General features: G+C 60.6%; 24 protein-coding genes and 6 pseudogenes. 18 read left to right on the top strand and 12 right to left on the bottom strand.

What is annotated here, in order from left to right; genetic code table 11:
• Window positions 1–462, top strand: a 462-nt coding sequence (locus NCS28_RS32160; RefSeq protein WP_250517807.1) for a CotH kinase family protein, incomplete at its 5' end; no start/stop codon positions are given.
• A gap of 36 nt (window positions 463–498) precedes the next feature.
• On the opposite strand, the gene NCS28_RS32155 is transcribed toward NCS28_RS32160, so the two are convergent.
• On the bottom strand, window positions 499–1362 hold the full coding sequence (locus NCS28_RS32155; RefSeq protein WP_250517806.1) for a glycine betaine ABC transporter substrate-binding protein: 864 nt from the start codon (window positions 1360–1362) through the stop codon (window positions 499–501).
• A 76-nt stretch (window positions 1363–1438) separates the two neighbouring features.
• Window positions 1439–1772, bottom strand: a pseudogene (locus tag NCS28_RS32150) (porin); the annotation flags it as partial.
• 71 nt (window positions 1773–1843) lie between these two features.
• On the opposite strand from NCS28_RS32150, the gene NCS28_RS33295 reads away from it, so the two are divergent.
• The 3 genes from NCS28_RS33295 to NCS28_RS32135 all read left to right on the top strand — a co-directional run bounded on the left by NCS28_RS33295 (window position 1844) and on the right by NCS28_RS32135 (window position 4945).
• Window positions 1844–2266 (top strand): LysR family transcriptional regulator, encoded by a 423-nt coding sequence (locus tag NCS28_RS33295; RefSeq protein ID WP_284506398.1) that lies wholly within the window; start codon window positions 1844–1846, stop codon window positions 2264–2266.
• 839 nt (window positions 2267–3105) lie between these two features.
• Window positions 3106–3510, top strand: coding sequence for a hypothetical protein (locus NCS28_RS32140; protein ID WP_250517805.1), 405 nt, complete (start codon window positions 3106–3108; stop codon window positions 3508–3510).
• Between the two features lie 760 nt (window positions 3511–4270).
• Entirely contained in the window at window positions 4271–4945 is a 675-nt protein-coding gene (locus tag NCS28_RS32135) for an MgtC/SapB family protein (protein WP_250517804.1), read from the top strand.
• Window positions 4946–5006: 61 nt separating this feature from the next.
• On the opposite strand, the gene NCS28_RS32130 is transcribed toward NCS28_RS32135, so the two are convergent.
• Window positions 5007–5318, bottom strand: a complete 312-nt coding sequence (locus NCS28_RS32130) for a hypothetical protein (protein WP_250517803.1) — start codon at window positions 5316–5318, stop codon at window positions 5007–5009.
• Window positions 5319–5367: 49 nt separating this feature from the next.
• On the opposite strand from NCS28_RS32130, the gene NCS28_RS32125 reads away from it, so the two are divergent.
• Window positions 5368–6594: an ISL3 family transposase gene (locus NCS28_RS32125; RefSeq protein ID WP_250517802.1), complete on the top strand. Its 1227-nt coding sequence runs from the start codon at window positions 5368–5370 to the stop codon at window positions 6592–6594.
• Between the two features lie 83 nt (window positions 6595–6677).
• Here the strand turns inward: NCS28_RS32125 and NCS28_RS32120 are convergent, their stop codons facing one another.
• Both NCS28_RS32120 and NCS28_RS32115 read right to left on the bottom strand, forming a co-directional pair.
• Window positions 6678–7472, bottom strand: coding sequence for a reverse transcriptase domain-containing protein (locus NCS28_RS32120; RefSeq protein WP_250517801.1), 795 nt, complete (start codon window positions 7470–7472; stop codon window positions 6678–6680).
• On the bottom strand, window positions 7469–7924 hold the full coding sequence (locus NCS28_RS32115) for a reverse transcriptase domain-containing protein (RefSeq protein ID WP_250517800.1): 456 nt from the start codon (window positions 7922–7924) through the stop codon (window positions 7469–7471). Before NCS28_RS32115 ends, NCS28_RS32120 begins: the two co-directional genes overlap by 4 nt.
• 1229 nt (window positions 7925–9153) lie before the next feature.
• Here NCS28_RS32115 and NCS28_RS32110 point away from each other — a divergent pair.
• A complete protein-coding gene (locus NCS28_RS32110) occupies window positions 9154–10875 on the top strand; it encodes an acid phosphatase (protein WP_250517799.1) in 1722 nt (573 codons plus the stop codon).
• 82 nt (window positions 10876–10957) lie between these two features.
• Here the strand turns inward: NCS28_RS32110 and NCS28_RS32105 are convergent, their stop codons facing one another.
• Window positions 10958–11929 carry a LysR substrate-binding domain-containing protein gene (locus NCS28_RS32105; protein ID WP_250517798.1) on the bottom strand — a complete coding sequence of 324 codons (972 nt, stop codon included), beginning with the start codon at window positions 11927–11929 and terminating at the stop codon, window positions 10958–10960.
• A 258-nt stretch (window positions 11930–12187) separates the two neighbouring features.
• Here NCS28_RS32105 and NCS28_RS32100 point away from each other — a divergent pair, with 258 nt between their 5' ends.
• Window positions 12188–13270, top strand: coding sequence for an MFS transporter (locus NCS28_RS32100; RefSeq protein ID WP_250517797.1), 1083 nt, complete (start codon window positions 12188–12190; stop codon window positions 13268–13270).
• Between the two features lie 37 nt (window positions 13271–13307).
• On the top strand, window positions 13308–14159 hold the full coding sequence (locus NCS28_RS32095; RefSeq protein WP_250517796.1) for an oxidoreductase: 852 nt from the start codon (window positions 13308–13310) through the stop codon (window positions 14157–14159).
• Window positions 14160–14403: 244 nt separating this feature from the next.
• Here NCS28_RS32095 and NCS28_RS32090 read toward each other — a convergent pair whose 3' ends face one another.
• On the bottom strand, window positions 14404–15264 hold the full coding sequence (locus NCS28_RS32090) for a LysR family transcriptional regulator (protein WP_250517795.1): 861 nt from the start codon (window positions 15262–15264) through the stop codon (window positions 14404–14406).
• A 219-nt stretch (window positions 15265–15483) separates the two neighbouring features.
• On the opposite strand from NCS28_RS32090, the pseudogene NCS28_RS33475 reads away from it, so the two are divergent.
• The 4 genes and pseudogenes from NCS28_RS33475 to NCS28_RS32075 form a co-directional block, all read left to right on the top strand.
• Window positions 15484–15879: pseudogene (locus NCS28_RS33475) on the top strand (MFS transporter); the annotation flags it as partial.
• A gap of 217 nt (window positions 15880–16096) precedes the next feature.
• Window positions 16097–16615 carry a hypothetical protein gene (locus tag NCS28_RS32085; RefSeq protein ID WP_250517794.1) on the top strand — a complete coding sequence of 173 codons (519 nt, stop codon included), beginning with the start codon at window positions 16097–16099 and terminating at the stop codon, window positions 16613–16615.
• A gap of 127 nt (window positions 16616–16742) precedes the next feature.
• Window positions 16743–17714 carry an alpha/beta fold hydrolase gene (locus NCS28_RS32080; RefSeq protein WP_250517793.1) on the top strand — a complete coding sequence of 324 codons (972 nt, stop codon included), beginning with the start codon at window positions 16743–16745 and terminating at the stop codon, window positions 17712–17714.
• Window positions 17715–17891: 177 nt separating this feature from the next.
• Window positions 17892–17936: pseudogene (locus NCS28_RS32075) on the top strand (hypothetical protein); the annotation flags it as partial.
• A gap of 55 nt (window positions 17937–17991) precedes the next feature.
• Here the strand turns inward: NCS28_RS32075 and NCS28_RS32070 are convergent.
• Window positions 17992–18153: pseudogene (locus tag NCS28_RS32070) on the bottom strand (IS110-like element ISCARN28 family transposase); the annotation flags it as partial.
• A 5-nt stretch (window positions 18154–18158) separates the two neighbouring features.
• Between NCS28_RS32070 and NCS28_RS32065 the strand changes: the two are divergent.
• From NCS28_RS32065 to otnC, 5 genes and pseudogenes are all read left to right on the top strand, one after another.
• A pseudogene (locus NCS28_RS32065) lies at window positions 18159–18386 on the top strand (DDE-type integrase/transposase/recombinase); the annotation flags it as partial.
• Window positions 18384–18737 (top strand): annotated as a pseudogene (locus NCS28_RS32060) (four-carbon acid sugar kinase family protein); the annotation flags it as partial. The pseudogenes NCS28_RS32065 and NCS28_RS32060, both read left to right, overlap by 3 nt.
• Window positions 18695–19090: a nucleotide-binding domain containing protein gene (locus NCS28_RS33470; RefSeq protein WP_350029836.1), complete on the top strand. Its 396-nt coding sequence runs from the start codon at window positions 18695–18697 to the stop codon at window positions 19088–19090. The pseudogene NCS28_RS32060 and the gene NCS28_RS33470, both read left to right, overlap by 43 nt.
• Window positions 19091–19143: 53 nt before the next feature.
• Window positions 19144–19389, top strand: a complete 246-nt coding sequence (locus NCS28_RS32050; RefSeq protein WP_250517819.1) for a nucleotide-binding domain containing protein — start codon at window positions 19144–19146, stop codon at window positions 19387–19389.
• A gap of 8 nt (window positions 19390–19397) precedes the next feature.
• The gene (otnC, locus tag NCS28_RS32045; RefSeq protein WP_250517818.1) at window positions 19398–20045 is read left to right on the top strand and encodes a 3-oxo-tetronate 4-phosphate decarboxylase; all 648 of its coding nucleotides are present in this window, start codon (window positions 19398–19400) and stop codon (window positions 20043–20045) included.
• 554 nt (window positions 20046–20599) lie between these two features.
• Here the strand turns inward: otnC and NCS28_RS32040 are convergent.
• From NCS28_RS32040 to NCS28_RS32025, 4 genes are all read right to left on the bottom strand, one after another.
• Entirely contained in the window at window positions 20600–20860 is a 261-nt protein-coding gene (locus tag NCS28_RS32040; RefSeq protein ID WP_250517791.1) for a PepSY domain-containing protein, read from the bottom strand.
• A 271-nt stretch (window positions 20861–21131) separates the two neighbouring features.
• Window positions 21132–22262, bottom strand: a complete 1131-nt coding sequence (locus NCS28_RS32035) for a CobW family GTP-binding protein (RefSeq protein ID WP_250517790.1) — start codon at window positions 22260–22262, stop codon at window positions 21132–21134.
• Window positions 22263–22353: 91 nt separating this feature from the next.
• Window positions 22354–23574 carry a zinc metallochaperone GTPase ZigA gene (gene zigA / locus NCS28_RS32030; protein ID WP_250517789.1) on the bottom strand — a complete coding sequence of 407 codons (1221 nt, stop codon included), beginning with the start codon at window positions 23572–23574 and terminating at the stop codon, window positions 22354–22356.
• A gap of 61 nt (window positions 23575–23635) precedes the next feature.
• Window positions 23636–25726: a TonB-dependent receptor gene (locus NCS28_RS32025; protein WP_250517788.1), complete on the bottom strand. Its 2091-nt coding sequence runs from the start codon at window positions 25724–25726 to the stop codon at window positions 23636–23638.
• A gap of 191 nt (window positions 25727–25917) precedes the next feature.
• On the opposite strand from NCS28_RS32025, the gene NCS28_RS32020 reads away from it, so the two are divergent.
• On the top strand, window positions 25918–26355 hold the full coding sequence (locus NCS28_RS32020) for a Fur family transcriptional regulator (RefSeq protein WP_250517787.1): 438 nt from the start codon (window positions 25918–25920) through the stop codon (window positions 26353–26355).
• Window positions 26356–26388: the final 33 nt, after the last annotated feature.

Below are 26388 nucleotides of genomic sequence, written 5' to 3'. Positions count from 1 at the left end.
CTCGTCAACGAGATATTCAAGAATCAGGATGCGCAGGCGTATTCGAGCATCTATCTCTACAAGGATGTCGGCGGCAAACTCAAGTATGGTCCGCTGTGGGATTTCGACATCGCCGCCGGCAACGTGAATTACTCCGGCGCCCAGTACGCGCTCGGCTGGTGGATCGCCGACAACATCTGGATCTCCCGGATGAAGTCCATCGACTCGACGTTCGAGCCGAGAATCCGTGCTCGATGGGACCAGCAGAAGGCGCAACAGATCGACACGCTGAATGCCTATATCGACGGTAGCGCCGCCGCGCTCCAGGAAAGCGGCGCGGAACAGCGCAACTTCACGCGGTGGCCAATCCTCGATGTTCAGGTGTGGCCCAACCCCGTCGCTACAGGCTCGTATCAGGGCGAAATCGACTACATGAAGAACTGGCTGATGCAGCGGATCGCATGGCTCAACGAGAATCTCTGATGCCGGGCCATCCGTTCCGCTCCTCGTAACGTCGGCTCAACGCAGCTGCCACTGCTGAACCAGCGAACGATTCGCATCGATCCACGCCTTCGCGCCCTTCTCCGCGGTCGACGCGCCTTGCTTGATGATTTCGGACATCAAGCTGCCGAGCGAGTCGTCATCCATCGAACATTGCTGAAACCACTGCTCGACGTCGGGATGCTGTTTGTTGAACGCGCGAGTTTCGATACCGTAGATCGAGTCAGTCGCACCGTAAGCGCCCTTCGGGTCGCTGAGGTACTTGAGTTTGTACTTCGACCAGATCCAATGAGGTTTCCATAGCGTCACGACTATCGGTTCCTTGCGCTGGACCGCCCGTTCGAGCGATAAGACCATTGCTGATTCGGACGAAGCCTGCACGTCATAATCGAGTTGATACGTCGATCTGGCCTTCTCGGTGAGTTGCATCAGACTGCTGCCGGAGTCGATGACGATTCGAGGCCGCCCCCGCGCAGAAAATAGCGCTTTGTTCGTGTTCAACTGATCGATACTTTCGACCTCGACATAGTCAGGCACGACAAGGCCGAGATTCGCCTCTTTGAGCCACGGTCCGATTTTGACCACGCTGTCCTTGACCTTGTCGAACGCCGGCTTGTCTCCCGAAGGCAGCCAGACTTCGAAGGTCACGTCGATCTTCCCCTGCGCGACGCTGTTGTATAGCAAAGCTTTGTCGGCATTTTGCAGCCGGACCTGATAGCCCTTTTCGCCGAGAAGTGTCTTCCAGATGTTCGCGACGGCGATATTCTCCGCCCAGTTATTCACGCCGATGGTGAATAGCTTGTCATCTGCACGAGTTGATGCGCAGGCAAACGCCAGGACAAAGGGTAGGAAGTACTTGAGCAATCGACGAAGCTTGGTCATTTCTGCTCTTCCATTTCAGAATTGAGACGGCACGGAGTTGAATTCCTGAGAGACGCTATGTCGGGCAAGCGTCGAATCAGAACTTGTGTCGTATGGCGGCGCGCACGACGAGCTGGTTGCCGTTCGACGAGACGCCACTCGCGCGGGGGACATAGGCAACGCGAGCACAGATCCCGTCGCGTCGCCGCCGACGTGCGGTAAGCGCCTTGCAAATAAAAGTCCGTGCGCTTGGACAAGCTGTAATCACCCAGCAGCCCGACCGATTGATAGTTCGGATGAAGCTTGCCTGCCGCGTCGTTCTACGTCGTGTACGTGTACATCGCACCCACGTAGAAGGCAGGAGTGAACTGGTACTTGCCGTTCACTTCGAAGTTCTGGAAACGAAGATTCGACGCTGCACCGCCCGCGGGGGTATGAAAAGTCTGCGCCATCGTCTTCCGCCAATGACAGGCCTCATGTCTTCGAGGCGGCGGCTCGCACCTTGAACTTCACGCGCGCCGCTGAAGAGCTCCATGTCTCGCAAGCGGCTGTCAGCAAGCAGATCCGTCAACTGGAGCTGGGGCTGGGCTTCGCACTCTTTGAGCGAGTCGGACGGCGGGTGCAGTTGTCTCTACGCGGCGCGCAGCTCCACAGCAAGGTCAGCGCGGCCTTCAATTACCTCGCCGATGCCGTGGACGAGCTGAGCGAGAAGCGCAGCGGTGCAGTCGTGACCCTTGCCGCCAACACCGCGATTTCGCACTTCTGGCTGAGCGAAGTCATGAAGGACTTCCATTCGCACGATCCCCTCCGATCAGACTTCCGATCTCTTTCACGACAGCGTGGATATCGCCGCGGTTGTACGACGTCGGTCATCGAATCGACTGGACGGGACGGTTGTTATTCGAGGAAGAGATATTTCCGGTAGCTGGTCCGGCCTACGTTGAAAGCCACCCACTGATCGGGGCCGGGCCTGAAGCACTTGCTGTCGCAAGTGCTTCTCAAGTACGAACGGCTCGAACCGAACTGGATCAACTGGTCCGCGTGGTTCGCATCGCTCGGTGTCGAGCCAAAAGCGCGTGAAGGCGACCGAGTACGGAAACAACTACGTTGTACTCGTGGATACCGCCATCCGGGGCCGTGGCGTCACGCTGGGAACACGATATCTCCTCGCCGGAGAGATTCGCAGCGGGAGGCTCGCGCGTCTTTCCGCGCTGAGCGTGCGGCCCGGTCGCGGTTACTTTCTGACGCGCAACGAGCAACGACCGTTTCGACCGGAGGTCGAACAGCTCTATCGATGGATCGGGGCTTACGCATCGAGTTGATGGCCGGTGCGGACCGGCCCTCCGCGCATGATCCGGATCAGCGGCATCGTTGTCGCCATGACCGTATGGAACAGCACGTTGCCATCGGGCAGCAGAGTCATCGTGGCCGTGCCGATCGCGATTTCGAACTCCGTCGTTGCGCTCCAAAGCTATCTCGGACTAACTCGTATCACCTCCGCCTGTCTTCTTGCCTCGGGTCCGCTCGCCGATGATGTGTCTACCGACTGAATGACAGACAACGCGCCGGCGCCCCCTGGCTTCGCTTAACGCGATCGCGCGTCCGATACGTGGCGAGACTCATTGACACCATGCAAGCGGACACCGACGACCGAAAACGGGCCAGAATTTTGTAAGCCTACTTTTTTATTGATAACCCAGCAAGACTCTCAAGAAATAATATATACTGTTTACATCGATTCTTGCGCTTTTGCGGACACCCGTGATGCCCCAGGCCATCCCGAAGAAAGGCGTGGCAGCCCCGGCTTCTTCCAGACGGGAGCGCGCCAAGGACACGTCAGTGTCCGCTACGACCGAAAAATTGAAGAAAGGGAAAGCGAGAAAAAAGCGCCCTGCCCTTGTCGAGGTCACCTCCGTCACCACCGAACAGAAAGGCAAGGATCGAAGGAAGGAGAAGGTCGTGCGCGATTCCTTCACGATGCCACGAACAGACTATGAGAAAGTTGCCGCGTTAAAGCAAAAATGTTTGGAAGCAGGCGTACATGTGAACAAGAGCGAGCTATTGCGGGCTGGACTGCTTCTGCTGGAGATGGCTTTAATGGAAGAGTTGTTTGCAGTCGTGTCGGCGGTCGAACGAGTCAAGACTGGGCGGCCACCAAAATCCCGCTGAATGCCTTGCCGTTGTCCACGCGAGAACCTGTCGAGCCCATCGATTGGACGAGCATGTTTCATGTCAAACAAAGAGATATCCAGTCAGTTTGATGTTGGCCTCCATCACATGGCGCTCGCGACAGGTGGCTCGTTGGATTGCCATTGCATCTGCATGTCCCACGAGTCAGCAAGCGAGAAACGCGCGATTGACCACAGCCTATGCGCGCTCATTGGTGATCTTCGTGACGGAGCATTACGATGAAGATGGCTCATAGACTGCGATCCCACCGTGCCGGACCCGTTTGGGGATTAATTTTCGGCCTTCTATTGCTGGCTTCGGAATTGGCCTCTGGTGCTACGAACAGTCTGCCCGCGTTGCTGGGGCGTCTGATGAATGGGTTGCTGTAGGTGCGGTGGTCGTCGGCTTGTTTGCTGCGATCTATGCCGGGGGCGAACTTCACCATACGCACCGATAGCAACTATCCCTCGGTCTCTCACGACCTCAATCTTCTGCTGCGGACCCTCGTCTTGCAGGCCGACCTGATAATCGGGAGGCGAGTCCGAGGCGCGTCTGCTTGATGACGTACCGGGCGCATTAAACCCGTGACTCAAGGGCGGCACTACCACAGAGATCCGACGATAGCATCGTAACAAACGAGTTTATTCGTCAACTTTGGCTGCGATCTAGCCCACGTTCTGGCGCTTCATATATTCGTTTGCATGAGTCTGGCATCCCTCGCAACGTGAATGGGCGCCGTCATTGAAGGAAGGAAACGCCAGTGATCAGCAATATCGAACTTCTGGCGCGACTGATACTCGCCGCGCTACTTGGAAGTGTCATCGGTTTCGAACGGGAGCGGCTGAACTGGGCGGCTGGCCTGCGAACGCATATGCTGGTGTGCGTTGGCTCTGCGTTGATCATGCTGGTCTCCGCATTTGGATTTGCCGACGTGCTGGGGCAGAAAGACGTCGTGCTTGATCCCTCGCGGATTGCGGCCCAGGTAGTCTCCGGAATCGGCTTTCTTGGTGCGGGCTCGATTCTTTTGCGCGGGGAGATTGTGCGTGGCCTAACGACGGCTGCCAGTCTGTGGTCCGTTGCGGGTATCGGCCTGGCGGTTGGTGGCGGTATGTATGTCGCTGCTATTGGCGCGACGATCATCATTCTCATTATTCTGGCGGGGATCAAGCCGCTCGAGCGACGTTTCATCTCTGTCAGACAAGAACGCAGTATTCAATTGGTGGTGGATCGCGGCACCGTGTCGCTAGGTACGATTCATCAATTGCTCGGAAAAAGCAGCGTGCGCGTTAAGCAATTCATCTCGCAGCAGTCAGAGGAAGACCCCGAACTCGACGAAGTGTCCATCTCGCTCTCGCGAGTTGTGGCCAGCGAGTACGAAGCCATCTGCGCGCGTCTCGCGGGTATGAACGGTGTGCGCGAGTGTCGCCGCGGTTAATCGCGCACGACGGCCGAATGGAGCGGGGCTTATCGCTAAAAGGCTTCGCGCTGGAACTCGATTAAATTGCTTTCGGAGAAGGCGCGCGTCCGTGCGTCACGGTGAGACTGGCGTACACATTCAAGCAATAGTCGCCGCCGTTTTTGCAGGCCGGATGGCACATTGGCGTTGCACGATTGGGCGCGATCGCCGCGTGCAATTCATCGGTCTCGCGCTCTGCTGTGTTGATTTGCTCTTCGTCGTCCCGGATCGCTTTTGGGATTAAATCTTTCGCCTCTTTTGAAATCCGAGTGGGCGGTTTGGCGGGTCGAGGGCGGGCGTGAGCCCGGCGCAGCAAACCCTTGAGGCGCCCTGAATCGATAAGCTGGTGCATGGCTGGTTGCTGCAGAATGCGGCAACCAGCCATGCGAGACGAAGCGAACATGACGAATCAACTCTTTGAAGCCGCCTTGGGAATCAAGGCCCCGTGGTACGTGCAAGGCGTCGACTTCGACACGACCAAACGGCAGCTCACGATTGCCGTGGACTTTGTCGCCGGCAGCCGCTTCGCCTACCCTGGGGTTGCCGGCGAACACCCGGTGCATGACACGCAAATCAAGCGGTTGCGCCACCTGAACTTCTTTCAGCACGAGTGCTATCTGGAAGTGCGGGTGCCGCGCGTGCGCTTGCCCGATGGCTCGGTACGGCTGGTCGAGCCGGAATGCGTCGGTCAGCTCGACGGTTTCACGTTGCTGTTCGAAGCGCTGGTGCTGATGCTGGCGCAGCAGATGCCGTTTGCCGCTGTGGCGCGCATCGTCAATCTGTCGTGGCACCGGGTTCATGCCATCTGTTCGCGCTATGTGGAACTGGCGCTGGCATCGGCGAATCTGTCGGAGGTGAGCTCGGTAGCCATTGACGAGACCTCGTACCGGCGCGGCCACGAGTACCTGACGCTGGTCGCCGATATGCAGGCGCGGCGCGTCGTGTTTGTCACGGCCGGCCGCGACGCGAAGACGATTGAGGGCTTTGCCGCCTACCTTAACCAGCACCACGGCACGCCCGAGCAAGTCACCTTCGTCAGCATCGACATGTCGCCCGCGTTTATCAAGGGCGTGGGCGAACATCTGCCCAATGCGCGAGTGACGTTCGACAAGTTTCACGTCGTCGCACATGCGTCAAAGGCGCTTGATACGGTGCGCCGCCAACAACAGAAAGCCGACCCGGAACTCAAAGGGATGCGCTGGACGCTGCTCAAGGACGCGAACAAACTGAATCTTGCGCAATTGACTGACCTTGAGGCGCTTGTCAGGCAGTACGCCACCAAGCGCACTGCCCGCGCATGGCTGTATCGCGAGCAGTTGCGCGAGATTCTCGAGCGCAAGCAAATCCATGTCGTCTCCGAGATGTTGCGGCAGTGGTGCACCAACGTCATGCGCTCGAAAGTCGAGCCGATGAAGGACGTCGCACGTCTGATTCGCCGGCACTTCGACGGCATCGTTGCCTGGACGCAGACCCGCCAGACCAACGGCTTTATAGAGGCCATCAACGGCTTGTTTCAAGCCGCCAAGCGCAAGGCGCGGGGCTACACGCGTTTTACTACCATGCGCACCGTGCTCTTTCTAATCGCAGGCAAACTCGATTTCGCCAGCTTCAACCCGCATGCCTCGTGAGCCGCGTTAGTCGAGTAGCGCAAGGGAATCGCACCCTCACGCTCTCACAGATCCGGACGTGAATCTCTCGATTCATCCGGCTCCTATCGCCCAACCGTTGCCTCTATACCCCAGTGGGCGAACAGGCCGGGCTGGCGAGATTTGACTCCCGCCAGCCATGCCCATGCTCGTGCCTTACGGCGCTGGAGAGACTTGTATTTCCGTTGCGCCCAGTGCACCAGTGCATCATCGACCGCACGCAGTGCCTTGCCGAGCGCAGAGCGAGTGAACCGCCCGTAGTACTGCATCCAACCTCGCAGGATCGGGCGTGTTTGGTCCGCCAGGTCATTCAGATCCAGATCGTAACGACGCAACAGCCCCTTGCGGCGCAGCTCCTGACGCATCGCTCGGGCTGCCTTGTTGCTTACGGCCGGAGTGAAGCCTACGGACAGCTTACCCATCCGGTTCATGACACTTCGCGGTCTAAACGTATAGCCCAGGAAGTCGAACTGACAGATCGGATAGTCGGCACGCCTGTTGGCCTGCTTGCAGTACACGATTTTAGTCTTTTCTGGATGCAGATCCAGCTTGCACTCCGCAAGCCGCGCCTCCAGTTCCTGCTTGAGCCGACGAGCCTGCGCTTCGCTCTTGCAGTGACAAATGGCGTCATCAGCGTATCGCTCGAACGGCACGTCCGGATAGGACTTTTGCATCCACCGGTCGAACGCATAGTGAAGAAACAGATTCGCCAGCACCGGACTAACGACACCACCCTGCGGGGTGCCCTTATCCGGTTTCACTACGGTCCCGTCCGGCATGTGCACGGGCGCCTTGAGCCAGCGCTCGATATACAACAACACCCACGCACAGGTCGTATGGCAGCGCACCGCTCGCATCATGAGTTCCCATCAATACTACCAAAGAAATTCTTGATGTCGAGGTCCAGCACCCAGTCATGGTTCCAGCATCGCTGCCGGGCCACTTCGAGCGCCTGATGCGCCGACCGTCCAGGACGATACCCGTACGAATCGTGGTGGAACATCGGCTCCACAAGCGGTTCCAGATATCGTTTGACCACCGTCTGGGCGATGCGATCTGAAATCGTCGGTATGCCCAACGGTCTCGTACCCGCACCCCCGTCCTTAGGTATGTCAACCCGCAAGACCGGCGGCGGAAGGTAGCTGCCAGACGACATCCGATTCCAGATTCGATACAGATTGTGCTTCAGATCCGCCTCGAATTCCGCCATCGACTGCCGGTCCACACCCGCCGCCCCGCGGTTGGCCTTCACTTGCTTATACGCCTCCCACACCTCTCGCTTGGAAATACAAAACGGCTTTGCGTTATTCACCCCGGTCCTCCTCTTTCAAGTTGCCGACGAGATAACGCCGGACGATGACGCCCCTTCAGTCCGGTCCCATTACAGAACCTTCAACCCTACTACGGGCGTCTCCGCCCCTGTGCCCTGCATCGGTACTCTCATCCTTGCGGAGGCCTTCCGCTTGGATTTCTCCCTTCGCATCAGGACGACAGGTTCCCAAGTTCCTTACCAAAGCCCGAATCAAAGTCACGCCGCCTTTATGCCGGATGCCGATTGGGCCGTCAGCAGGCATCGCCCAATCTTGTCCCGGAGCAAGTGGGCTCTCCGGTTTTGACATCGGTTCGTGAAATTATCGACACGTCATCAGCGGTTCACTCACGTTCGTCTCTTTGACTCTTACCTGACAGAGTATTCTCTGCCTTTTCCAACAACGCTCACCACGCGGGCTCTTTACCCACGCAGCTTGTGGCGGTTTGGAGCCTGCTCCTGCAAGCCGACTCCGAAGGGCCTTCCTTCATCTTTGGTAAAGCTCCGCAAACATCGGTCGACTGATGCCCGCGTTCCTGGCACACCCCACTCTAAATTCAAAAGAGCCAATCTTTCCAATGTTACGACTGCTCTCATGCCACAATCCCGCCAGCTTGCAGCGAGCCGTCGACTCGCCTGTCACCCGCGGTCAACGGGATGATCGCGAGCGAGTGCGCGCGAACGCTTCGCTCAGGAACACTCCGCCTGTGCCGAGCTACCGAAACGGAGGCGTGTTATGCCCCAGTTATACGAATACAACGGCTTTTCCCTTCAAATCGCAATCGAAGATCAGGTACAACGCTCCGCGTGTCACAGCCGGCCGGGCTACGTGGCCGTCGTTCGGATCTTTGAGCCAGGCACTGCCCTCTCCCGTTTCTCGACCCTCCGCTTAGGTGAGCCAGGCGGTCGCGCATTCGCCAGCCGAAACGACGCACTGAACGGCGGCGTCCTTGCCGCGCAGCGTATGGTCGACGATCTACTCTGTTGATCCTTGCGTCGGATTCGCACCTTAGCCCGACGTCAATCGTTCGGGCCTTTTGAGGTCAGTTGGCTCCCACGACTACCGCTACTTCACTTTCGATTTCTTGGGTCCGGCCGGATGCCTCGACTGACACAAACGACTCAAACTGCACCACTTTCTCAGCAATCGTTTGCCACGCAGTACTAGAGTCGTGCCCGTGCAACGGCATCTACGAACACAGTTTATCCATAACAACAAGGAGACAGGTTCGATGAAAGATACTGATCGCGACAATCACAATGCCCTACACGACAACAGCGCGGGCAACATCGCGCCGCAGACTGACCTTCCCGACAGTCCGGACCGTCGTCGCGTATTAAGCGGATTTGCGGCCGTTGGCGTAGGGCTTGCACTTGCGGGTTGCCGAACACCCGACGGTTCGGATAGCGTGGGTACCGTGCCGAGGACCGCGGCAGATCGGGAGCTCGATGCAGCGTTGCGTGCCAAGGTCAAGCATATCGTCGTCATTTACGCGGAAAACCGCAGCTTCTCGAATCTGTACGGCAACTTTCCGGGCGTGCAACAGCCGCTCGATGACGTTCCCGTCGACCGATTCCGCCAACTGGATCGCGACGGCAAGACGCCCTTACCGCGCCTGCCGCGCATCTGGGGTGGACTGGTACCGCAAGCGCAGGAGATTGGCGGCAAGCGCTACATGATCAGCGAACGGGCAATCGACGGTCTGCCGAACAGGCCGTTCAGGATCCCAGACGCTCAGGGCAATCCGTTGCCCAACAGCGTGATCACGCGCGATCTGTGGCACAAGTTCTATCAGAACCAAATGCAGATTGCCGCCGGGCGCAACAACCAGTTTGCAGCATGGGCCGATTCAGGCGGCCTGGTCATGGGCCACTACCGCAACTCCGCCGACAGCCTGCGCCTGTGGACCTTGGCGCAGCAATACACCTTGTGCGACAACTTCTTCATGTCGGCCTTTGGCGGCTCATGGTTGAACCACATCTTCCTGATCTCGGCTCAGGCCCCCTACTACCCCGACATTCAAAACAGCCCCGTCAAACACCTCGTATCCGTCGTAGAGGGTGATGATCCGACCGGCAGTCGACTCAAGCTGGCTGCAGACTGCCCACGCTCTGCACTTCAAGGACCTCCAAAATTCGAACTAGATGGGCTCTATACGGCCGATGGCTACGCGGTCAACACGATGTCGCCGCCTTACCAGCCCAGCAATGTGCGTTCTGCACAAGGTGGAGATCCGACGCGCGCCGATCCGTCCAATCCGCGCGTGTTGCCACCGCAGCACTACGCCACCATTGGCGACCGCCTGTCAGAAAAAGGCATCGACTGGATATGGTACTCAGGCGCCTGGCAGTACGCGCTCGAACATCAGGATACGGGACAGATTCCGGATTTCCAATATCACCACCAGCCGTTCAATTTCTTCGCCCGTTACGCGCCAGGGACCGATGCCCGCGCACGCCATATCCGTGACGCCGGATTGGGCGATGATCCCTCGACGAATCACTTCATTGCCGACATCGACGCCGGGCGGCTACCCGCTGTGACCTTCTATAAGCCACAGGGCAATCTGAACATGCATGCCGGGTACGCCGACGTAGAATCGGGCGATCGGCACATTGCCAATGTGATCGACCATATTCAAAACGGCCCCCAATGGGAGAACACCGTCATCATCATGACCCACGACGAGAACGGTGGATGGTGGGATCACGTATCGCCTCCGAAAGGCGACCGGTGGGGCCCGGGCTCACGTATCCCTGCGCTGATCATTTCGCCATACGCGAAGCGGGGCTACGTGGATCACACGGTCAGCGACACCAACTCAATTCTGCGTTTCATTTCGCGCGTTCATGGCCTTCCGGCTCTTGACGGCGTCGCAGCACGGGACCGCGCATTCGCGCAGAATGGACTTCCGCCGCTCGGCGACCTCACGAGCGCATTGACGCTGGCCTGAACTCGACCATACGGACGGCGACTTCGTATCCTTCGTCGTCCGTGCGCTTACGCCGTCGCCTCTTGATGGCTCAAGGCAGCATTCAAACTCTTATTCTCTCGTGTCGTGTCCACCGAACAGTAGCCGCCGAACTGACTTTCGCCGCGGCAAATATCCACTTCCTGAAAGCTTTTACCGCTTCATCGTCTGCACGATCAGCATTGGTGACCAAGGTGTAATCCGGCCCGCGCCATACGGGCCCCGGAAACGGACACACGAGCCGCCCCGTGGCGATCTCGCGCTCGATGAGGGACAACGACGCCAAGGTCACGCCGAGACCTTCTGTCGCCGCCGCTAACTGCAGAAACACGTGATCGAAGTGGAGATGACGCGCGCCCTGCATGTTCGGCTCGCCTGCCTCCCGCAACCATTCAGACCAGGCTGTACGAGTACTCGTCGAGTGCAGAAGCATGTGATTGCGCAAATCGTTGACCGTTCCAACCGGATGACTGACCAATAACTTCGGACTGCAAGCGGGCAAACGCAAGTCAGGCATGAGAATCGACGTTCTGACGCCTGCCGCTTCCTCAGGTCCAGAACGCACGCCGATGTCGAATGCATCGCTGACATAGCGCAATCGGCGCGAGGTGGTTGAGAGCCGCACATCCACCTCGGGATAACGCGCCTGAAACTCCGCCAGACGGGGAATGAGCCAGCAAAGTGCGAAGCTCGCCAGCGCATTCACGCGCACGACACCCTTGATACGACGCGCAATCGATTCGCGACGTAGCCGACCCACCGAACTGCTCAGGCGCGCAAACGCACCGTTGACATCGCCGAGCAGCGTTGTACCCTCGTCGGTGGGCACAACGCCGCGCGCACGCCGTTCGAATAAGGGAACGCCGAACCAGTCTTCCAGCATGCGGATTTGCTTGCCCACAGCCCAATGCGTGACGTGAAGTTCGTTCGCTGCAGCCGCGAAGCTGCCGAGACGGGCCACCGCTTGGAAGTACCGCAAGGCATTCAAAGGGGGCAATTTTTCGGTATCCGTTGTCGCGCGCTCGTCCGTACTCATAGGTGACTTTTTCTCCCGTCTGGCTCAATTTTTAAGTCAGTTGTTGCACAGTCGGAGCGACCGTAGGATTTGGACTGCCTTGCAACGATATGCGCGGCGTGAATCACACTCGCGCGCCCTGGTTCAACGCATGCGACTTTCCTCCCCGCGCCGGCGACGAGCGCAGCCAATCAGCCCGATCCGGTCCGCTCTGGGCAACGCACACGTGTTTTGTGGCTTGCTTGTACGGCACACGCACTGCACGACGGCTACACGGACATGATCTATGCGTTGTTGCCGACATGGCAGGCGGATTTTGGGCTCGGTTACGGAGCGCTCGCGCTCTTGCGCGGCATCTACGCGGGCACCATGGCGACGCTGCAAGTGCCTGCCGGCAGTCTGGCGCGCATTGTGGGGACGCGCGCGACGCTCGCAATCGGCACGTTACTCGCAGGCCTGGGCTATGCCCTCGCGGGCATGTCCGGCTCCTTGCTGGGTCTATGCGTCGCGCTTGCCGTCTCGGGTTGCGGATCGAGTACGCAGCATCCCCTGGCGTCGGGGGCCGTGTCGCGTGCATACGGACGCAACGCCCGCGCGCCGCTCAGCGTCTATAACTTCGCGGGCGATCTCGGCAAGTCCGCGCTACCAACAGCCGTATCGCTGCTCATCACTTTCATGCCGTGGCGTCATGCGCTTTGGGCGATGTCGACCATCGGCATCATAGTAGCGCTGGTCATAGCACTTTTTCTCCCTTCGGTTCGCGAAAGCGAGTCGGCAGCCGAAGCGACGGCGAGCGACACCACGACGGGCTCGCGAACGGGATTCTCGCTGCTGTTCTCGATCGGCGTGCTCGATACCGCCGTGCGGATGGGATTGCTCACCTTCCTGCCGTTTCTTCTGCGCTCGAAAGGCATCTCCCCGCAAATGATGGGTACGGCGCTGGCGCTGGTCTTCATCGGCGGCGCAGCGGGCAAGTTCGCTTGCGGCTGGCTTGGTGCGCGCGTCGGTGTGCTCGGTACGGTGTTCACCACCGAAGGCGCCACCGCGCTGCTGATTCTCGCCGTGATCTGGCTGCCGCTCGCGCCCGTGATGACCCTGTTGCCGCTGCTCGGCGTGATGCTCAATGGCACGTCGTCGGTGCTTTACGGCACGGTGCCCGAACTTACGCCAGTCTGCCGCACCGAGCGAGCGTTCGCGCTTTTCTACACCGGCACGATCGCCTCGGGAGCACTCGCTCCGGTTGCGTACGGACTGCTGGGCGATCGGATCGGCGTGCACGGCGCGACGATTGCGACCGCCGCTACTGCGCTGGCCATCTTTCCAGTAGCGCTTGCGCTTCGTCGTCATCTGAGCACGACGTGAGCTTGCCAAGTACGACGCCTATCGAACCAGGAAGCCTATGCCGATGACCGCCCCTCCAACGATCGCCCTCGTGGGCCCTGGCGCAATCGGCACCACGGTGGCGGCCGCGCTTCACGAAGCAGACCGTACACCGGCGCTATTCGGCCGCACGGCACACGACCATTTGGAGCTGCGATTCGAAGGCGGCCGGATTCGCGTGCCGGGACCCGTGCGGACCGATCCCGCCGACATCGAAACGACGTTCGATCTCGTATTCGTCGCGGTGAAGACCACGCAGGTCGAAGCCGCGTCGAAGTGGCTGTCCGCGTTGTGCAGTGAGAAGACCGTGGCTTGTGTGTTGCAGAACGGCGTCGAGCAGAAGACGCTCTTCGCGCCTTACCTGTCGCGAGATCAGGTTCTGCCCTCGGCGGTCTGGTTTCCTGCTCAACGCGAATCGGATGCATCGGTATGGCTGCGTGCGAAGCCAAAGCTCACCTTGCCGGACACGCCGGCCGCTCGAATCGTTCTCGCGGCGTTGCGCGATACCCGCTGTTCCGTGGAAGTGACCGAAGATTTCACAAGTGCCGCGTGGCGAAAACTGCTTCAGAACGCAGTTGCCGGATTGATGGTCCTGACGGGCCGCCGCGCCGGCATGTACTCCCGGTCCGATATCGAAACCCTTTCGATCGCTTATCTGAACGAGGTCATCCAAGAGATCGTCGATGCATTCAAATGCGCACCGGCCGAGCTCGGCACATCGATCCTCGCCGACCGGCAGGCTAGACGACCTCTCGAATGGGATACCCGAAATGGGGTCATACAGCGATGTGGCCAAGCACACGGAATCCCCAGCCCGGTCAGCGATTTGATCGTGCCGCTCCTAGCCGCAGCCAGCGACGGACCAGGTTGATCTCAGCACACTCAAACGTAAGCGTTGCCCCAGCAACGTCTTGACGCGAGATGGTGATTGTCAGGCTGCGGTACGGGACCGACCGACAACGATCCACGGTGTGAGTTCGGCGATGCGACCGACTCGATCTTGCTTTGGACCGTAACGTGCTCCGGCCGGAGCTCGAGGCGACGAGCACCGCGGTCTCGTCACCGAGACCTACCCGTCGGCCGGACAGCGCCCGGATAGCCAGCCACCCATTTGATTACGCGTGCCCGACGAATTCGTCGGCGAGCTTTTCGGCGATTAGATCCATCACCACGCGTATAGCCGCATTTCGTCGTGTATCGGAGTGAGCCGCGAGATAGATGTCACGCCACAGCTTTTCTTCCGTGTGCAGAGCCAGCACACCTTTGTCGGCCTCGGCGAAAAAGCGCGGCAATACGGCGATGCCCAAACCCATGCGTGCCGCGGCAAGCTGGCTCGTCAAATCATTGCTCCTGAATCGAATCCGGCGGCCGTCGGCAAAGCGGTACAGCCATTCCTGTTCGGGTACATGATCGAGCGACGAGTCGTAAGCAATGAATTGCCATGCTTCGCCGGGCAGTTCGGTATAGCCTGGTGCCGCGTACAGACGATAGGCCATCCTGCCTACCCTACGCGCGACATTGGTCATTTCAGTCGGTCTGGACAGGCGCACTGCAATGTCCGCCTCCTGGCGACCTAGCGAGATGAAGGACTGGTTGCCTAGCAGAACCAGATCGAGTTCGGGATGCCGCAAGCCCAACTCTGCCATGCGCAACGCGAGGAAGGCGCCCGCGAGGGAAGGCGGCGCACTCACCGTTACCTTCGCGCGTGCCGTCGTTTTTCGCGCCCGCACTCCTCTTTCCAGCGCATGGGCCTGTGCCAGCATACCTTCAGCCGCGCTAGCCACTTCGCGGCCCGCCTCCGTCAACTGCCACCGTCTCGCGAGCCGGTCTACCAGTCTTTCGCCCAACGCGTGCTCGAGCGCCGCAATGTGCCGCGCGACGGTAGCGTGGTCCACCTTCATCGCCCGGGCCGCGCCCGACAACGTGCCGGCCTCCGCCAAAGCTATGAAATGCCTCATGTCGTTCCAGTCGAACATCGGTGCAAATTCTCACAAGCAAGGTGAAATCTTGCCGGATTCCCGGCGGCAGGTACCCCTGATACATTTTGCACGACCGCCGACACCTTCGTGGCAAACCCGAAGTCGCTTCGTCGGGGATGTCTTCGGCCCCGCAGTCAGCGTTTTCTTGGAGTCCGATTGTTCAACATTCTTCCGCTTTGTCTCGGCACGTTTGCACTCGGGATTGATGCCTACATCATGGCAGGCCTGCTGCCCGGCATAGGTTCGCGCTCCAATGTTCCAGCCTCGGTTGCAGGGCAGACGGCCACGATTTTCACCGCCTGCTACGCCATTACAGCGCCGCTTTTCGGTGCGCTGACCGCCCGCAGGCCTGTCCGGCTGGTGCTCGGCGCGGGGCTCGTCCTGTTCACATTGGCGGACGTGCTGAGCGCGACGGCTACCGGGCTTTCCACACTGCTGCTGTCACGCGCGGCGGCCGGAGTGGGCGCAGGACTCTATAGTCCGATTGCGTTCAGCGCCGCTGCGAGCGTGGTTTCCCTCACACGACGCGGGCGGGCGCTCGGACTAGTCGTCGGCGGACTCGCACTGGGAACGGCTGTCGGCGTGCCGGGGGGTCTCGTTCTCGCGAGACATTTCGGCTGGAGAAGCGCGATGTGGTTGATTGCGATGCTCGGGTTACTCGCGTTTGCGGGCGTCGAATTGCTGATGCCGATGAGTTGCCGCCGCATCGCCGCCGTCGTTTCCCCAACGCATTGCCGTGCTTGTGGACCCACGCGTCGCTGCGACTATTGGTGTCTCGTTTGTCACGTCCGCCGCATCAATCGGACTGTACACCTTTATCGCGCCGCTGATGCATGCGACCACGCGCCTTCCCGACCCGCTCCCTTACCTCTGGATGGGGAGCCTCGGCGGGGTTATCGGTGTCTATCTTTGCGGCACGCTTATCGACGCCACCGGACGTCCGGAATGGCTCATGTCGGTCGTCCTCGTACTCATGTTCGTCGTGTTCATGTCGATGGAAAAAGCGATGTCACATCAGGCTTCAGCATTCGCACTCTTCGGGGTATGGGGTGTTGCAGCCTGGTCTTCACAAGCGCCCCAGCAACATCGGCTGCTTACGTTGCATCCCGACAAGGGAAGCGTCGTGGTGGCGCTGCAGAGTTCAGCTCACTATCTTGGCAGCGCGGCTGGGGCGGCACTCGGCGGCATCGCGCTCGGCGCAGGCTTTCGTCTCGCGCAATTGCCGTTGTTATCCGCGGGACTTTGCGTCCTTGCTTTCACGGGACAACTGGGTGTGCTGGCCGCGGCCAGATCGGATCGGCTGCAAACCGGACGAGCCGCAGTCCTGATCGAAGCGGATCTTTCGTGAAAGTCATTGCGTCCGGACTTTTCCAGCGAAGAGTCCGCCTGACCCCGCGCCCCCTCGCATACTCAGGGCATTGCGTCCGCTGACTCCGATCGTTGCATTGAAATCCCACCATGACAGGAAAACCACCATGAAGCATTTCAGCAAAACCTCCGGCCTTCGCTTGAGCCTTACTGTGTCCGTTCTCGCGGCGGCTTTCTACCTGATGCCCGCGAATGCAGCAAGCGGCAGGACCGCGCCGGTGAACGGTAACTCGACCACCTTCCAGACAGCACCCACCCGGTTCATCAATGTCGACGGCACGCGGATCGCCTATCGTCGATTCGGAAAACGCGGCGGTATTCCGCTGGTGTTCTTCCAGCACTTCGTGGGCAACCTGGATGGCTGGGACCCGAAAATCATCGATGGCTTCGCGCGTGACCGTGACGTGATTCTTTTCGACAACGCCGGCGTCGGCAGTTCGGATGGCGAAGTGCCCACCACGATCGAAGCGATGGCAAGGGAGGGGATCGCCTTCATTCGCGCACTTGGCGTCACAAGAGCCGATCTACTCGGTTTCTCGATGGGAAGCCTCATCGCGCAGGAAGTGGCTGTCGAACAGCCCGATCTGGTCCGTCGCGTAGTGCTGGTGGGGAGCGGCCCGCGAGGCGGCGCGGGCATGGCTACGCTGACACCGGAGTTCCAGGCCGTTCTCGCGAAGAAGCGCACGCCGCAGCAGGACCTGTTGCTCGACGTCTTCTTCACTAAGTCGGATGCATCGCAAGCTGCCGGGCGCGCGTTTCTGACACGAATCCACGCACGAAAGGCAGATCGTGATGCTGCCATCAGCGCAAGGGTGGCGCCCGCCCAGGTTGCTGCGTTTTCAGCGTGGGGCGTACCGAGCGAGGACTCCACCGCCTATCTCCATGCGATCAAACAACCCATCCTCGTGGTCTCCGGCAGCAACGACATCGTCCACTACACGATCAACTCTTACACTCTGCAGCAGAACCTGCCGGATGCCCAGTTGATCATCTACCCGGACTCGAATCACGGATCGCTCTACCAATACCCCGATCTGTTTTTGAGAGACGTAACCGCATTCCTGAACCAACCCGGGTAACGGCCGACGCGCTCATGAGCCAGTTGCCAAGTTAAAGCAGTACCGGTGCGCAATACGGGCAGCGCAATGATCTTTTCTCCAACACATAAACGATTGAAGGCAGCATAAGTGAAGATCCATGACATTGAAGGTTTCCCCAACCCGGCTCGCATTCGCATCGTGCTGGCAGAGAAAGGAATGGGCTCGCAGGTGGAGTTCGTTCGCGTGAACCTATACGATGCAGAGCATCAAAAAGGTCCGTTCCGGGCAAAGAATCCAACATCGACGGTTCCCGTTCTTGATCGGCGAGCCAGCGCAGATGCATGCGGCTCCACGCCGTCTTGCCTGGATAGATGCGTCCCTGGAGCAGCAGGAACGCCTTGAGTTGTTGACGGGCCTTGAGTCGCATGTTCACGGCATCTTCACGGGCACGCCACAGGTTGCGCAGTGCTTCATGGGCAGGAGGGGAATACGGTGGATTTTCTGTTGCGTGCCCATCGTGACAAGGCCGCGGCGAGACGTTACTTCGAAAAGGCAGTCGACCAAATCGGCGAGCCCGAGACGGTGACAATCGATAAAAGCGGTGCGAACATGGCCGCGCTGGAGGCTCTCAACGCGGAGCGGCAAACACCGATCAAAATTCGCCAGAGCAAGTATTTGAACAATGTTGTCGAGCAAGATCATCGGGCGATCAACATCGGCCCCGTCGCCGAAGCGCTACTCGACGCGCTCGCCGCCGGCGCGCGCGGCGATTTCGCCATCGCCTGTCCAGCGTTTCCGGAGAACGGGCGCACGGTGTATCGCGGACACCTGTTCGTCAGCGACACGCTGCTCAGGGAATCGGGCATGGAGAACCATCCGCTGACGCCGATGGGCGATCCCAATCTCGTGCGCGTCCCGCAGCGTCAATCGAAGTCGACAGTCGGCCTGTTGCGAGCGCGACGGTCGCGGCGGGCGAGGACGCGGTACGCGAAGCGATCGCGCGTCTGCGGGCGGACGGCGTGCCGCCTCGCAATCGCGGACGCGCTCACCGACGCCGAACTGCGCACGCTGGGCGAAGCCTGCGCCGGATTGCGCTCGTCACGGGCGGTTCGGCTGTCGCCATCGGCCTGCCGGAGAACTTCCGCCGCGCGGGACTCATCGAGCCGAACAAGCAGGCGGCGGATTTGCCGGCCGTCTCAGGCGCGGCGCTCGTGCTGGCGGGCAGTGCGTCGAAGGCGACCAACGCACAGGTCGCCGAATGGATCGCCGCGCGCCCGGCGTTTCGCGCCGATCCGCGCGCGCTGGCGCGTGGCGAAGCCGTCGTCGAAGCAGCGCTCGCGTTCATCGATACCCATGCGGAAGAGCCGGTCCTGATCTATGCGACCGCCGCGCCCGATGAAGTCGTGTCGGTTTAGCGCAAACTCGGCGTGGGGTTGCGGGCAAGCTCGTCGAGGTTGCGCTCGCCGCCATCGCACGCGAGGCGACGGCGCGCGGCGTGTGCAAGTTCGTAGTGGCGAGCGGGGAGACTTCGGGCGCGGTCGTACAGGCGCTCGGCGTCGACAAGCTGCTGATCGGAGCGCCGATCGATCCGGGCGTGCCCGTCACCGTCGCGCTGGGCGAAACGTCGCTTGCCCTCGCGCTCAAGTCGGGCAACTTCGGCGCGCGCGATTTCTTCGCGAAGGCGCTGCGCTTTATTGATGGAGAACGTTCGTGAGCCAGGTCATGATCAGCGCACACAGCGACGCGAAACTGCACGAGGAAATCTGCACGATCGGCGCGAGTCTCTACGCGTGCGGCTACACCGTGGGCAGTGCGGGCAACGTCAGCGCGCGCTGCGACGACGGCTGGCTCATCACGCCAACCGACGCCTGTCTCGGCCGGCTTGATCCCGCGGATATCGCGAAGGTCGATGCGCAGGGGCGGCACGTATCGGGCGCGCGGCCATCGAAGACGTTGGAGTTGCATCGCCGTATTTACGAAGGCAACTCCGAAACGCGCGGCATCGTCCATACGCACTCGAGCTCGCTCGTCGCGTTGACGCTTGCGGGCGTGTGGAGCGAGGAAGACATACTGCCGCCGATCTCACCGTACTACGTGATGAAGGTCGGCCATGTTCCGCTCGTGCGATACCGGCGTCCGGGCGATCCTCAAGTGGCCGCCGAAATCGCCGAGCGCGCGGCGTCCGTGCGGGCCGTATTGCTCGAACGGCTGGGGCCGGTCGTGTGGGAACGCAGCGTCTCGCACGCTTCATATGCGCTCGAGGAACTCGAAGAAACGGCGCGCCTGTGGCTCATGACGACGCCGCGACCGGCCCCGCTCGATCAGTCCACGATCGACGAGTTGTGCAACACGTTCAACGCTCGCTGGTAGTTGCATGCGAGTTCTCATCGGCCTGCTGGCGGCACAGCTAGCCCTTCGCAGAGCAGGCGACTACCATTCGCTGTACCGAGCGCATGCGACGAACGGCTGTGACACCTCAAACATACGGCCCGAGGAACTGCGCATGTCGCCTTCTCGCGCTCGCTTGTGCCAGACTCACGATGATCCTTCTGCTAGTCGGAATGGACTATTCGTGTCTGCGGCGAGCAACTTGACGCCCTGCCCTGCCCTGCCCTGCGCGAATTAGAGCGGCAAGCAATGCCGCCGAATGCGCAGGAAAGTGCATTGCTGATTGCCTTCCGATCGCGCGAGGTAGCGAAAAGTCCGCCCGCTACACCGCGAAGATACAAACCGACCATCGACGCCGCTTCCGGCAGCGAATGCCTCGCCTCGACATCGGAAGTGCTATCGGACAACGCTGCAGTCGAACTCTCGGAGCTGAGCCAGCGTCTGCGCGAATTGAACGCGCCAACTCGTCCGCGGCGCGCGCGGCAGAAGGGGCCGGACGTCGGAATGTCAGATCGGCGCCTCCTGGATTGCACTTTTTAGTGTTTGGGTTCGCTTTTGGTGACCATGCCAGTGCGAGGATCGACATGCAACTCGTAGATTCTGCCGCCTTTGGTCGCTTCGCCCTCCCAATGGCCATCATCAGCCTTCAGGTAGGCGTTTGCATAGCCTTGGGCCGAAAGTTTCTGCAGAGCCTCCTCTTTGGACATCCAGTCGGGGCCTGGCGTGTCTGCAAACACCGAAGAAACCCCGGCTGAAACAATGATTACCGTACCTACCGCCAGTCGTTTGAGCTTCAATTTTCACCTCCATTGTTCAATATCAACTGTTAGCAATGTACACGCCGCTCCCGGCAAGTATTCAGACTTTGAGCCAGGGGTTTCCAGCAGTATGGGACCGGTGCAATGCGTCACGCCATGTTCGCGCACCATCGCCGGCCGCTCCTCGAACGTCGCACATGTCGATCGCCTAGACCTGCAGTGTCTTGGATGCGTCGGCACTCGTGACGCGACAAGTACGTCGTTGCGCGATCTGCGCGACCAACTTCTCGCCGCCTTGACGTCAGAGGAATTATGCGGAATGGTCCCGCTGACTGCGAATTCCACCCGCCTCCCTGAAGATCTGAAAACTCTGCACAATGGTCTCGCGCCCGATCGAGCGAGTGATGAAGACAAGCTTCGAACGCCGATCGTCGGAAGGCCACCCATCAAGCATCACCGGCGGGTGAAAAACATGCTGAACGCCGTGAATGACGACCGGCTGCTCCACGCCCTCGACGTTCAATATGCCCTTGATGCGCAGCATCGAAGGCCCCATCAACGACAGAAGTATATCGAGCCATTCCGTGAGCACCGCTTGCGGGATTGGCTCGTCTACCGTAAAACAGAACGCGCGTATCTGATCGTCATGCCGATTGACATCGTTCTGGCGGCGGTTATGGCGGTGCTGCTGATCACCGTGATCGTGCGAGGGATGTTCTTCATGTCCATGCTCGTCGTGAGCATGGTGATCGTGCTCGCTATCGCTATCGCGATAGCGTTCTTCAGCGAGCCAGCGTTGCACGTCTGAGATCTTGCCATCCGTGGTGAAAAGTCCGAGATCGAGCATGCGGTGCGCTGCCAACTCTCCGTGACTGACGTGTATCACCTCCGCTGCCGGGTTGATTGCGCCTAATCTCCCGCTGAGGCGCATCAAGACATCCGGCGGCACGAGATCCGTCTTTGTGACGAGCAGCTTGTCGGCCATCGCCGCCTGCTTGACCGCTTCGATATGAGCGTCGAACGTGGCCTCGCCGTTGCGGGCGTCGATAGTGGTCACCACGCCGTCGAATCGGTACCGATCCTTCAGCTCCGCATGTGAGGCGAGCGTATGAACGATGGGAACCGGATCGGCCAGTCCGGTTGTTTCGATCACGACCCGGCCGAAGCGCCGCTGTTCGTGCTTTTCGACCGCATCCAGGATCTCCTTGAGGGTGCGCACCAGGTCGCCTCGGATCGTGCAGCAAAGGCAGCCGCTGCTCATCTCCATGATGATGTCCTCGCGACTATGCGTGACGAGCAGATGGTCGAGTCCTACCTCGCCAAATTCGTTGATCAGCACCAGCGTATCCACCATTTCCGACTGCTGCACGAGCCGGTTCAATACAGTCGTCTTGCCGCTGCCGAGAAAGCCTGTCAGCAAGGTCACAGGAATCCGGTCCATCTTACCTCCGTATCAAGAGTCAACCTTCGCAAGGTCAGCCATCGTGCGCGATCCGCCTTCCGGCTGGACATCGGCAGCCGCGCCGTGCAACTCACACCTCTTCCCGTTCCGCGGGCACGGTATCGCCCCAAGCCGGAAATGGGTCAGCGAAATTGCGCCAGCCAGCGGGACCTTCGGCCATCTCCGTATCTGTCAGAAGGCACGCGTTCAGACGCAGCCGCAAATCGGCCTCGTCCATGTCGATGCCGATCAAGACGATTTCCTGACGCGCGTCCCCGACCTTCGGATCCCATTCGCGCTCGATGAACTGGAGCGACTCGGGATCCGTCGGCCAATGCTCCTTCGGCACCGCCGCCCACCACAGGCCGGCCGCGCCGTGACGGCACACCGCGCCGGCCTGCGACCACGATCCCGCGTGAGTCGGCCGGCTCGCGAGCCAGAAGAAGCCTTTCGAGCGCACCACGCCGGGCCATTCGCCGTTGATCAGATCCCAGAAGCGCTGCGGATGCATCGGACGCCGCGCGCGCCACGCGAAGCTGCCGATGCCGTATTCCTCCGTTTCCGGCCTGTGCTCTCCACGCATCTCCCTGAGCCATCCGGGCGCTTGCGCCGCTGCCTCGAAGTCGAACAGCTTGGTGTCCAGCACGCGGTCGAGCGGCACGCGTCCGAACTCCGACACTTCGATGCGAGCGCGCGAATTGAGGCCGCGCAGAATCGCCATCAGGCGCTTGCCTGCTGTGTCGTCGACGAGGTCGATCTTGTTGAGCACGATGACATCGCAGAACTCGACCTGCTCGATCAGCAGATCGACGACCGTGCGATGGTCTCCGTCCCCGAGCGATTCGCCGCGCGACTGCAGGCTTTCCTGTGAGCTGTAGTCGCGCAGAAAATTGAAGGCGTCAACGACCGTTACCATCGTATCGAGACGCGCAACGTCTGAAAGGCTCTTGCCGCCCTCATCGGCGAAGGTAAAAGTCTCGGCCACTGGCAGCGGCTCGGAGATGCCCGTCAATTCGATCACGAGCTGGTCGAAGCGTCCTGCCTGCGCGAGCCGGTTCACTTCGAGCAGCAGGTCCTCGCGCAGCGTGCAACAGATACAGCCATTGCTCATTTCGACGAGCTTTTCGTCGGTACGGGAGAGCTGCGCGCCACCGTCGCGCACGAGCGCCGCGTCGATGTTGACCTCGCTCATGTCGTTGACGATCACCGCGACACGCCGCCCTTCGCGATTATTGAGAATGTGATTGAGCAGCGTGGTCTTGCCCGCGCCGAGGAAGCCGGAGAGAACGGTGACCGGCAGTCGTGAGTCCATAAGTTGCTCCTTGCTGTCAGACCTCGCGTGCGCCGGACGATGCACGCGCCATTGCCTCACGCTAGAAGGTCGTGCGCAAGCCGACCATCACGCTGCGGCCGCCCTCGGGTGCGATATCGCGCACGACCGAACTCGCATAGCGGATGTCCTGGTTCGTCAGGTTGTCGCCGCGCACGTAGGCGAGCCAGTGGGTCGTGCCGACGTGGAACTTGTAGGTGAGCATCAGGCCGAGCCTCGTATAGCTGGCGGTCGGCAGATCGTCTTGGGGCACGCGATGCTGGGCCCACGCATGCTCCATTTCCGCACGCGCGCCGAAGGGCCCATAGCCGTAGTCGACGGCGAGCGTCGCACGCAGCGGCGAGATGCGCGGCAGCGGCTGGCCCGTGTCCATGTCGCGCGCATGCGTGTAGTCGCCGACCAGCGATACGTCGATCTTGTGCGCGCCGTGCTCGTACACGCGCCACTTGCCATCGAGCTCGATGCCGTAGAACTCCGCGCGCACGCCGCGATAGACCGCTTCATTCAGGGCATCGTTGGTGCCGGGAGGCACGACTTCGTCATCGTCGTTGACCAGGCGGCCAGTGTTGTACTCGGTCAGGTAGTTTCGAAAGCGGCTGTAGAACGCGCCGATGCTCCCCTTGTTCGGCCCGCTTGCGAAACGCAGCGACAGGTCGGCCGACACGGCCTTCTCCTTCTGCGCATCCGGATTGCCAATCAGGTATTGACCGGTCGCGTCGTGCGGTCCGTTGGCGAACAGTTCGTAGAGCGCGGGCGCGCGCTCCGTATAAGCGATGTTGCCCGCCACCGACCACGCAGGCGCCAGCTTGTACAGCGCCCCGAGCGAGGCGCTGACCGCGTTGAAGTCGCGATCGGCCGCGCTTGCGAACTTGTCGTTGCCGGCTGCCGTGGGATCCTGCTTCACGTGTTCATAGCGTGCACCCGCGCTCAGCTTGAGCGCATCGGTGACATTCCACTCCTCCAGCCCGAACAGCGCGACGTTGGTCGTCTGCGTGGTCGGCACGAGCGCCTCATCGCCCAGCGCAGAGAACGTGTTCTGACTGATCTGGACGCCGATTGCGCCTTCGAACGGACCGATCTTGCGATGCCGCGCTTCGAGACGCGCTTCATACCCGTGGTTGCGGAAGGTCGTGCTCGTCTCGCCGTTGTCGATTTCCCGATGCTCGTAGTCCGTATAACCGAAGTCAAACTTCAGCTGCGAGAACGGGCCTTGCAGATTGCGCACTTCAGACGCGAGCGCGACGTGATCCTGATGCATGCGCAGTCGCACATCGTCCTCCGCGACCGAACCGTAGTTCGCTTCGTAGCCGTTGTACGACAGGCCCGTATAGCCATCGGCCCAGGTGTAGGCGCCGCCGACCGCACCGCCGTGCCAGCGGCCGTCGCTGTTCGGGATGCTGCCGTAGGCCTCGTCGGCGTCCGGTCCGTCGAGCGCGCGCTGGCGGTCCGAATGCGCAAAGCCGGGAATGCGCTCCTTGCTAGTCTCCCGGTCGAAGGCATCGACGTGAAAGGCGAATTGCCCGTTGCCGCCTTCCACCATGGCTTCGCCGGCACGCGCGTTGTTTGCGCCGCCATAGCTCGCGTCGACCGCGCCGTCCACGCCCTTGATGGGCTCGCGCGGAATACGGTTGTCGATCGTATTGACCACCCCGCCAATGGCGTTGCCGCCATACAGCAGCGCCGCCGGCCCGCGCACGATCTCGACGCGCTCGATGGTCAGCGGTTCCTGCGGCACGGCGTGGTCATACGAGAGCGACGAGGCGTCCCATGCCGCCACGCCGTTCTGCAGAAGGCGGATGCGATCGCCGTCCATGCCGCGGATGATCGGCCGACCGACCATCGGTCCATAGGTCGTCGTGGATACGCCGGGCAGGCCATTGAGCGTCTCGCCCAGCGAGTTCGTTTGTCTGCGCGTCAACTCGTCGCCGTACAGCGCCGTGGCGGGTGCGATCAGATCGGCGTCACCCAGCGGATTGGCCGTCACGAAAACGGGCGCGAGCGCTCCGCCAGGCACAGCAGTCGAACCCGCAGTCGCATCTTGTTGCTGCGCCTGCGCCACGAGCGCAATCCAGGCCAATGAAAGCGGCGACAGCCGCAGGGCTCGTCTGGGGAAGCGTGTCAGGTCTTTTTTCACGGTCTTTGTTCGAATATTTTTTTACTGATGCCCACCGCGAGACACACGCAACAATATATCGTTGCATAATGCGGACGCCGCCAGCTCGGATTCACGACAGAATGTACCTGTTCGCCAACGCAATGTTATATCATTGCTTAAGCACGGTAAACATACATTGGTAGAGGACCATCGGTGATCGACGTGATGGAGTGTTCGAGGAACTCAAGGTGCGCTCGATCAGGCACGGCCAACGCGTGACGGCGTTGCGGCGGCAGGTCCCTGGGCTGTTGCGCAATCGCGGAGGACACGCATCGGCCTATGAATTGATCAACGATCTGCCCAGCATCGGTCGCCGGCCTTCACCGCCGCCGGTCTATCGCACACTCGAGTACCTGATGGAGATAGGCATGGTCAAGCGCCTTTCGGCCACCAACACCTTCGTCGTGCCGCCCCCTTGTATCACCGGATCTACGCACACCGTCTTCCTCATCTGCACGCACTGCGGCGCCGTGGAGGCGCTGGAGAATTTGGAGTTGGAGCGTGCCCTCAGCGCAGCCGCGAACGGGGCCGGCTATGACGTGACCGGCGAGCACACCGAGGTGAATGGCATCTGCAGAGGCTGCCGCTCATGGAGTGCAAAGAAGTGAAAGTGCTTGCGGGCGGTGATCCGCGAAATCATG

Origin of the sequence: Caballeronia sp. INDeC2 (assembly GCF_023631325.1) — a bacterium.
Taxonomy (GTDB): Bacteria; Pseudomonadota; Gammaproteobacteria; order Burkholderiales; family Burkholderiaceae; genus Caballeronia.
This window is presented reverse-complemented; position numbering and strand designations above follow the sequence as displayed.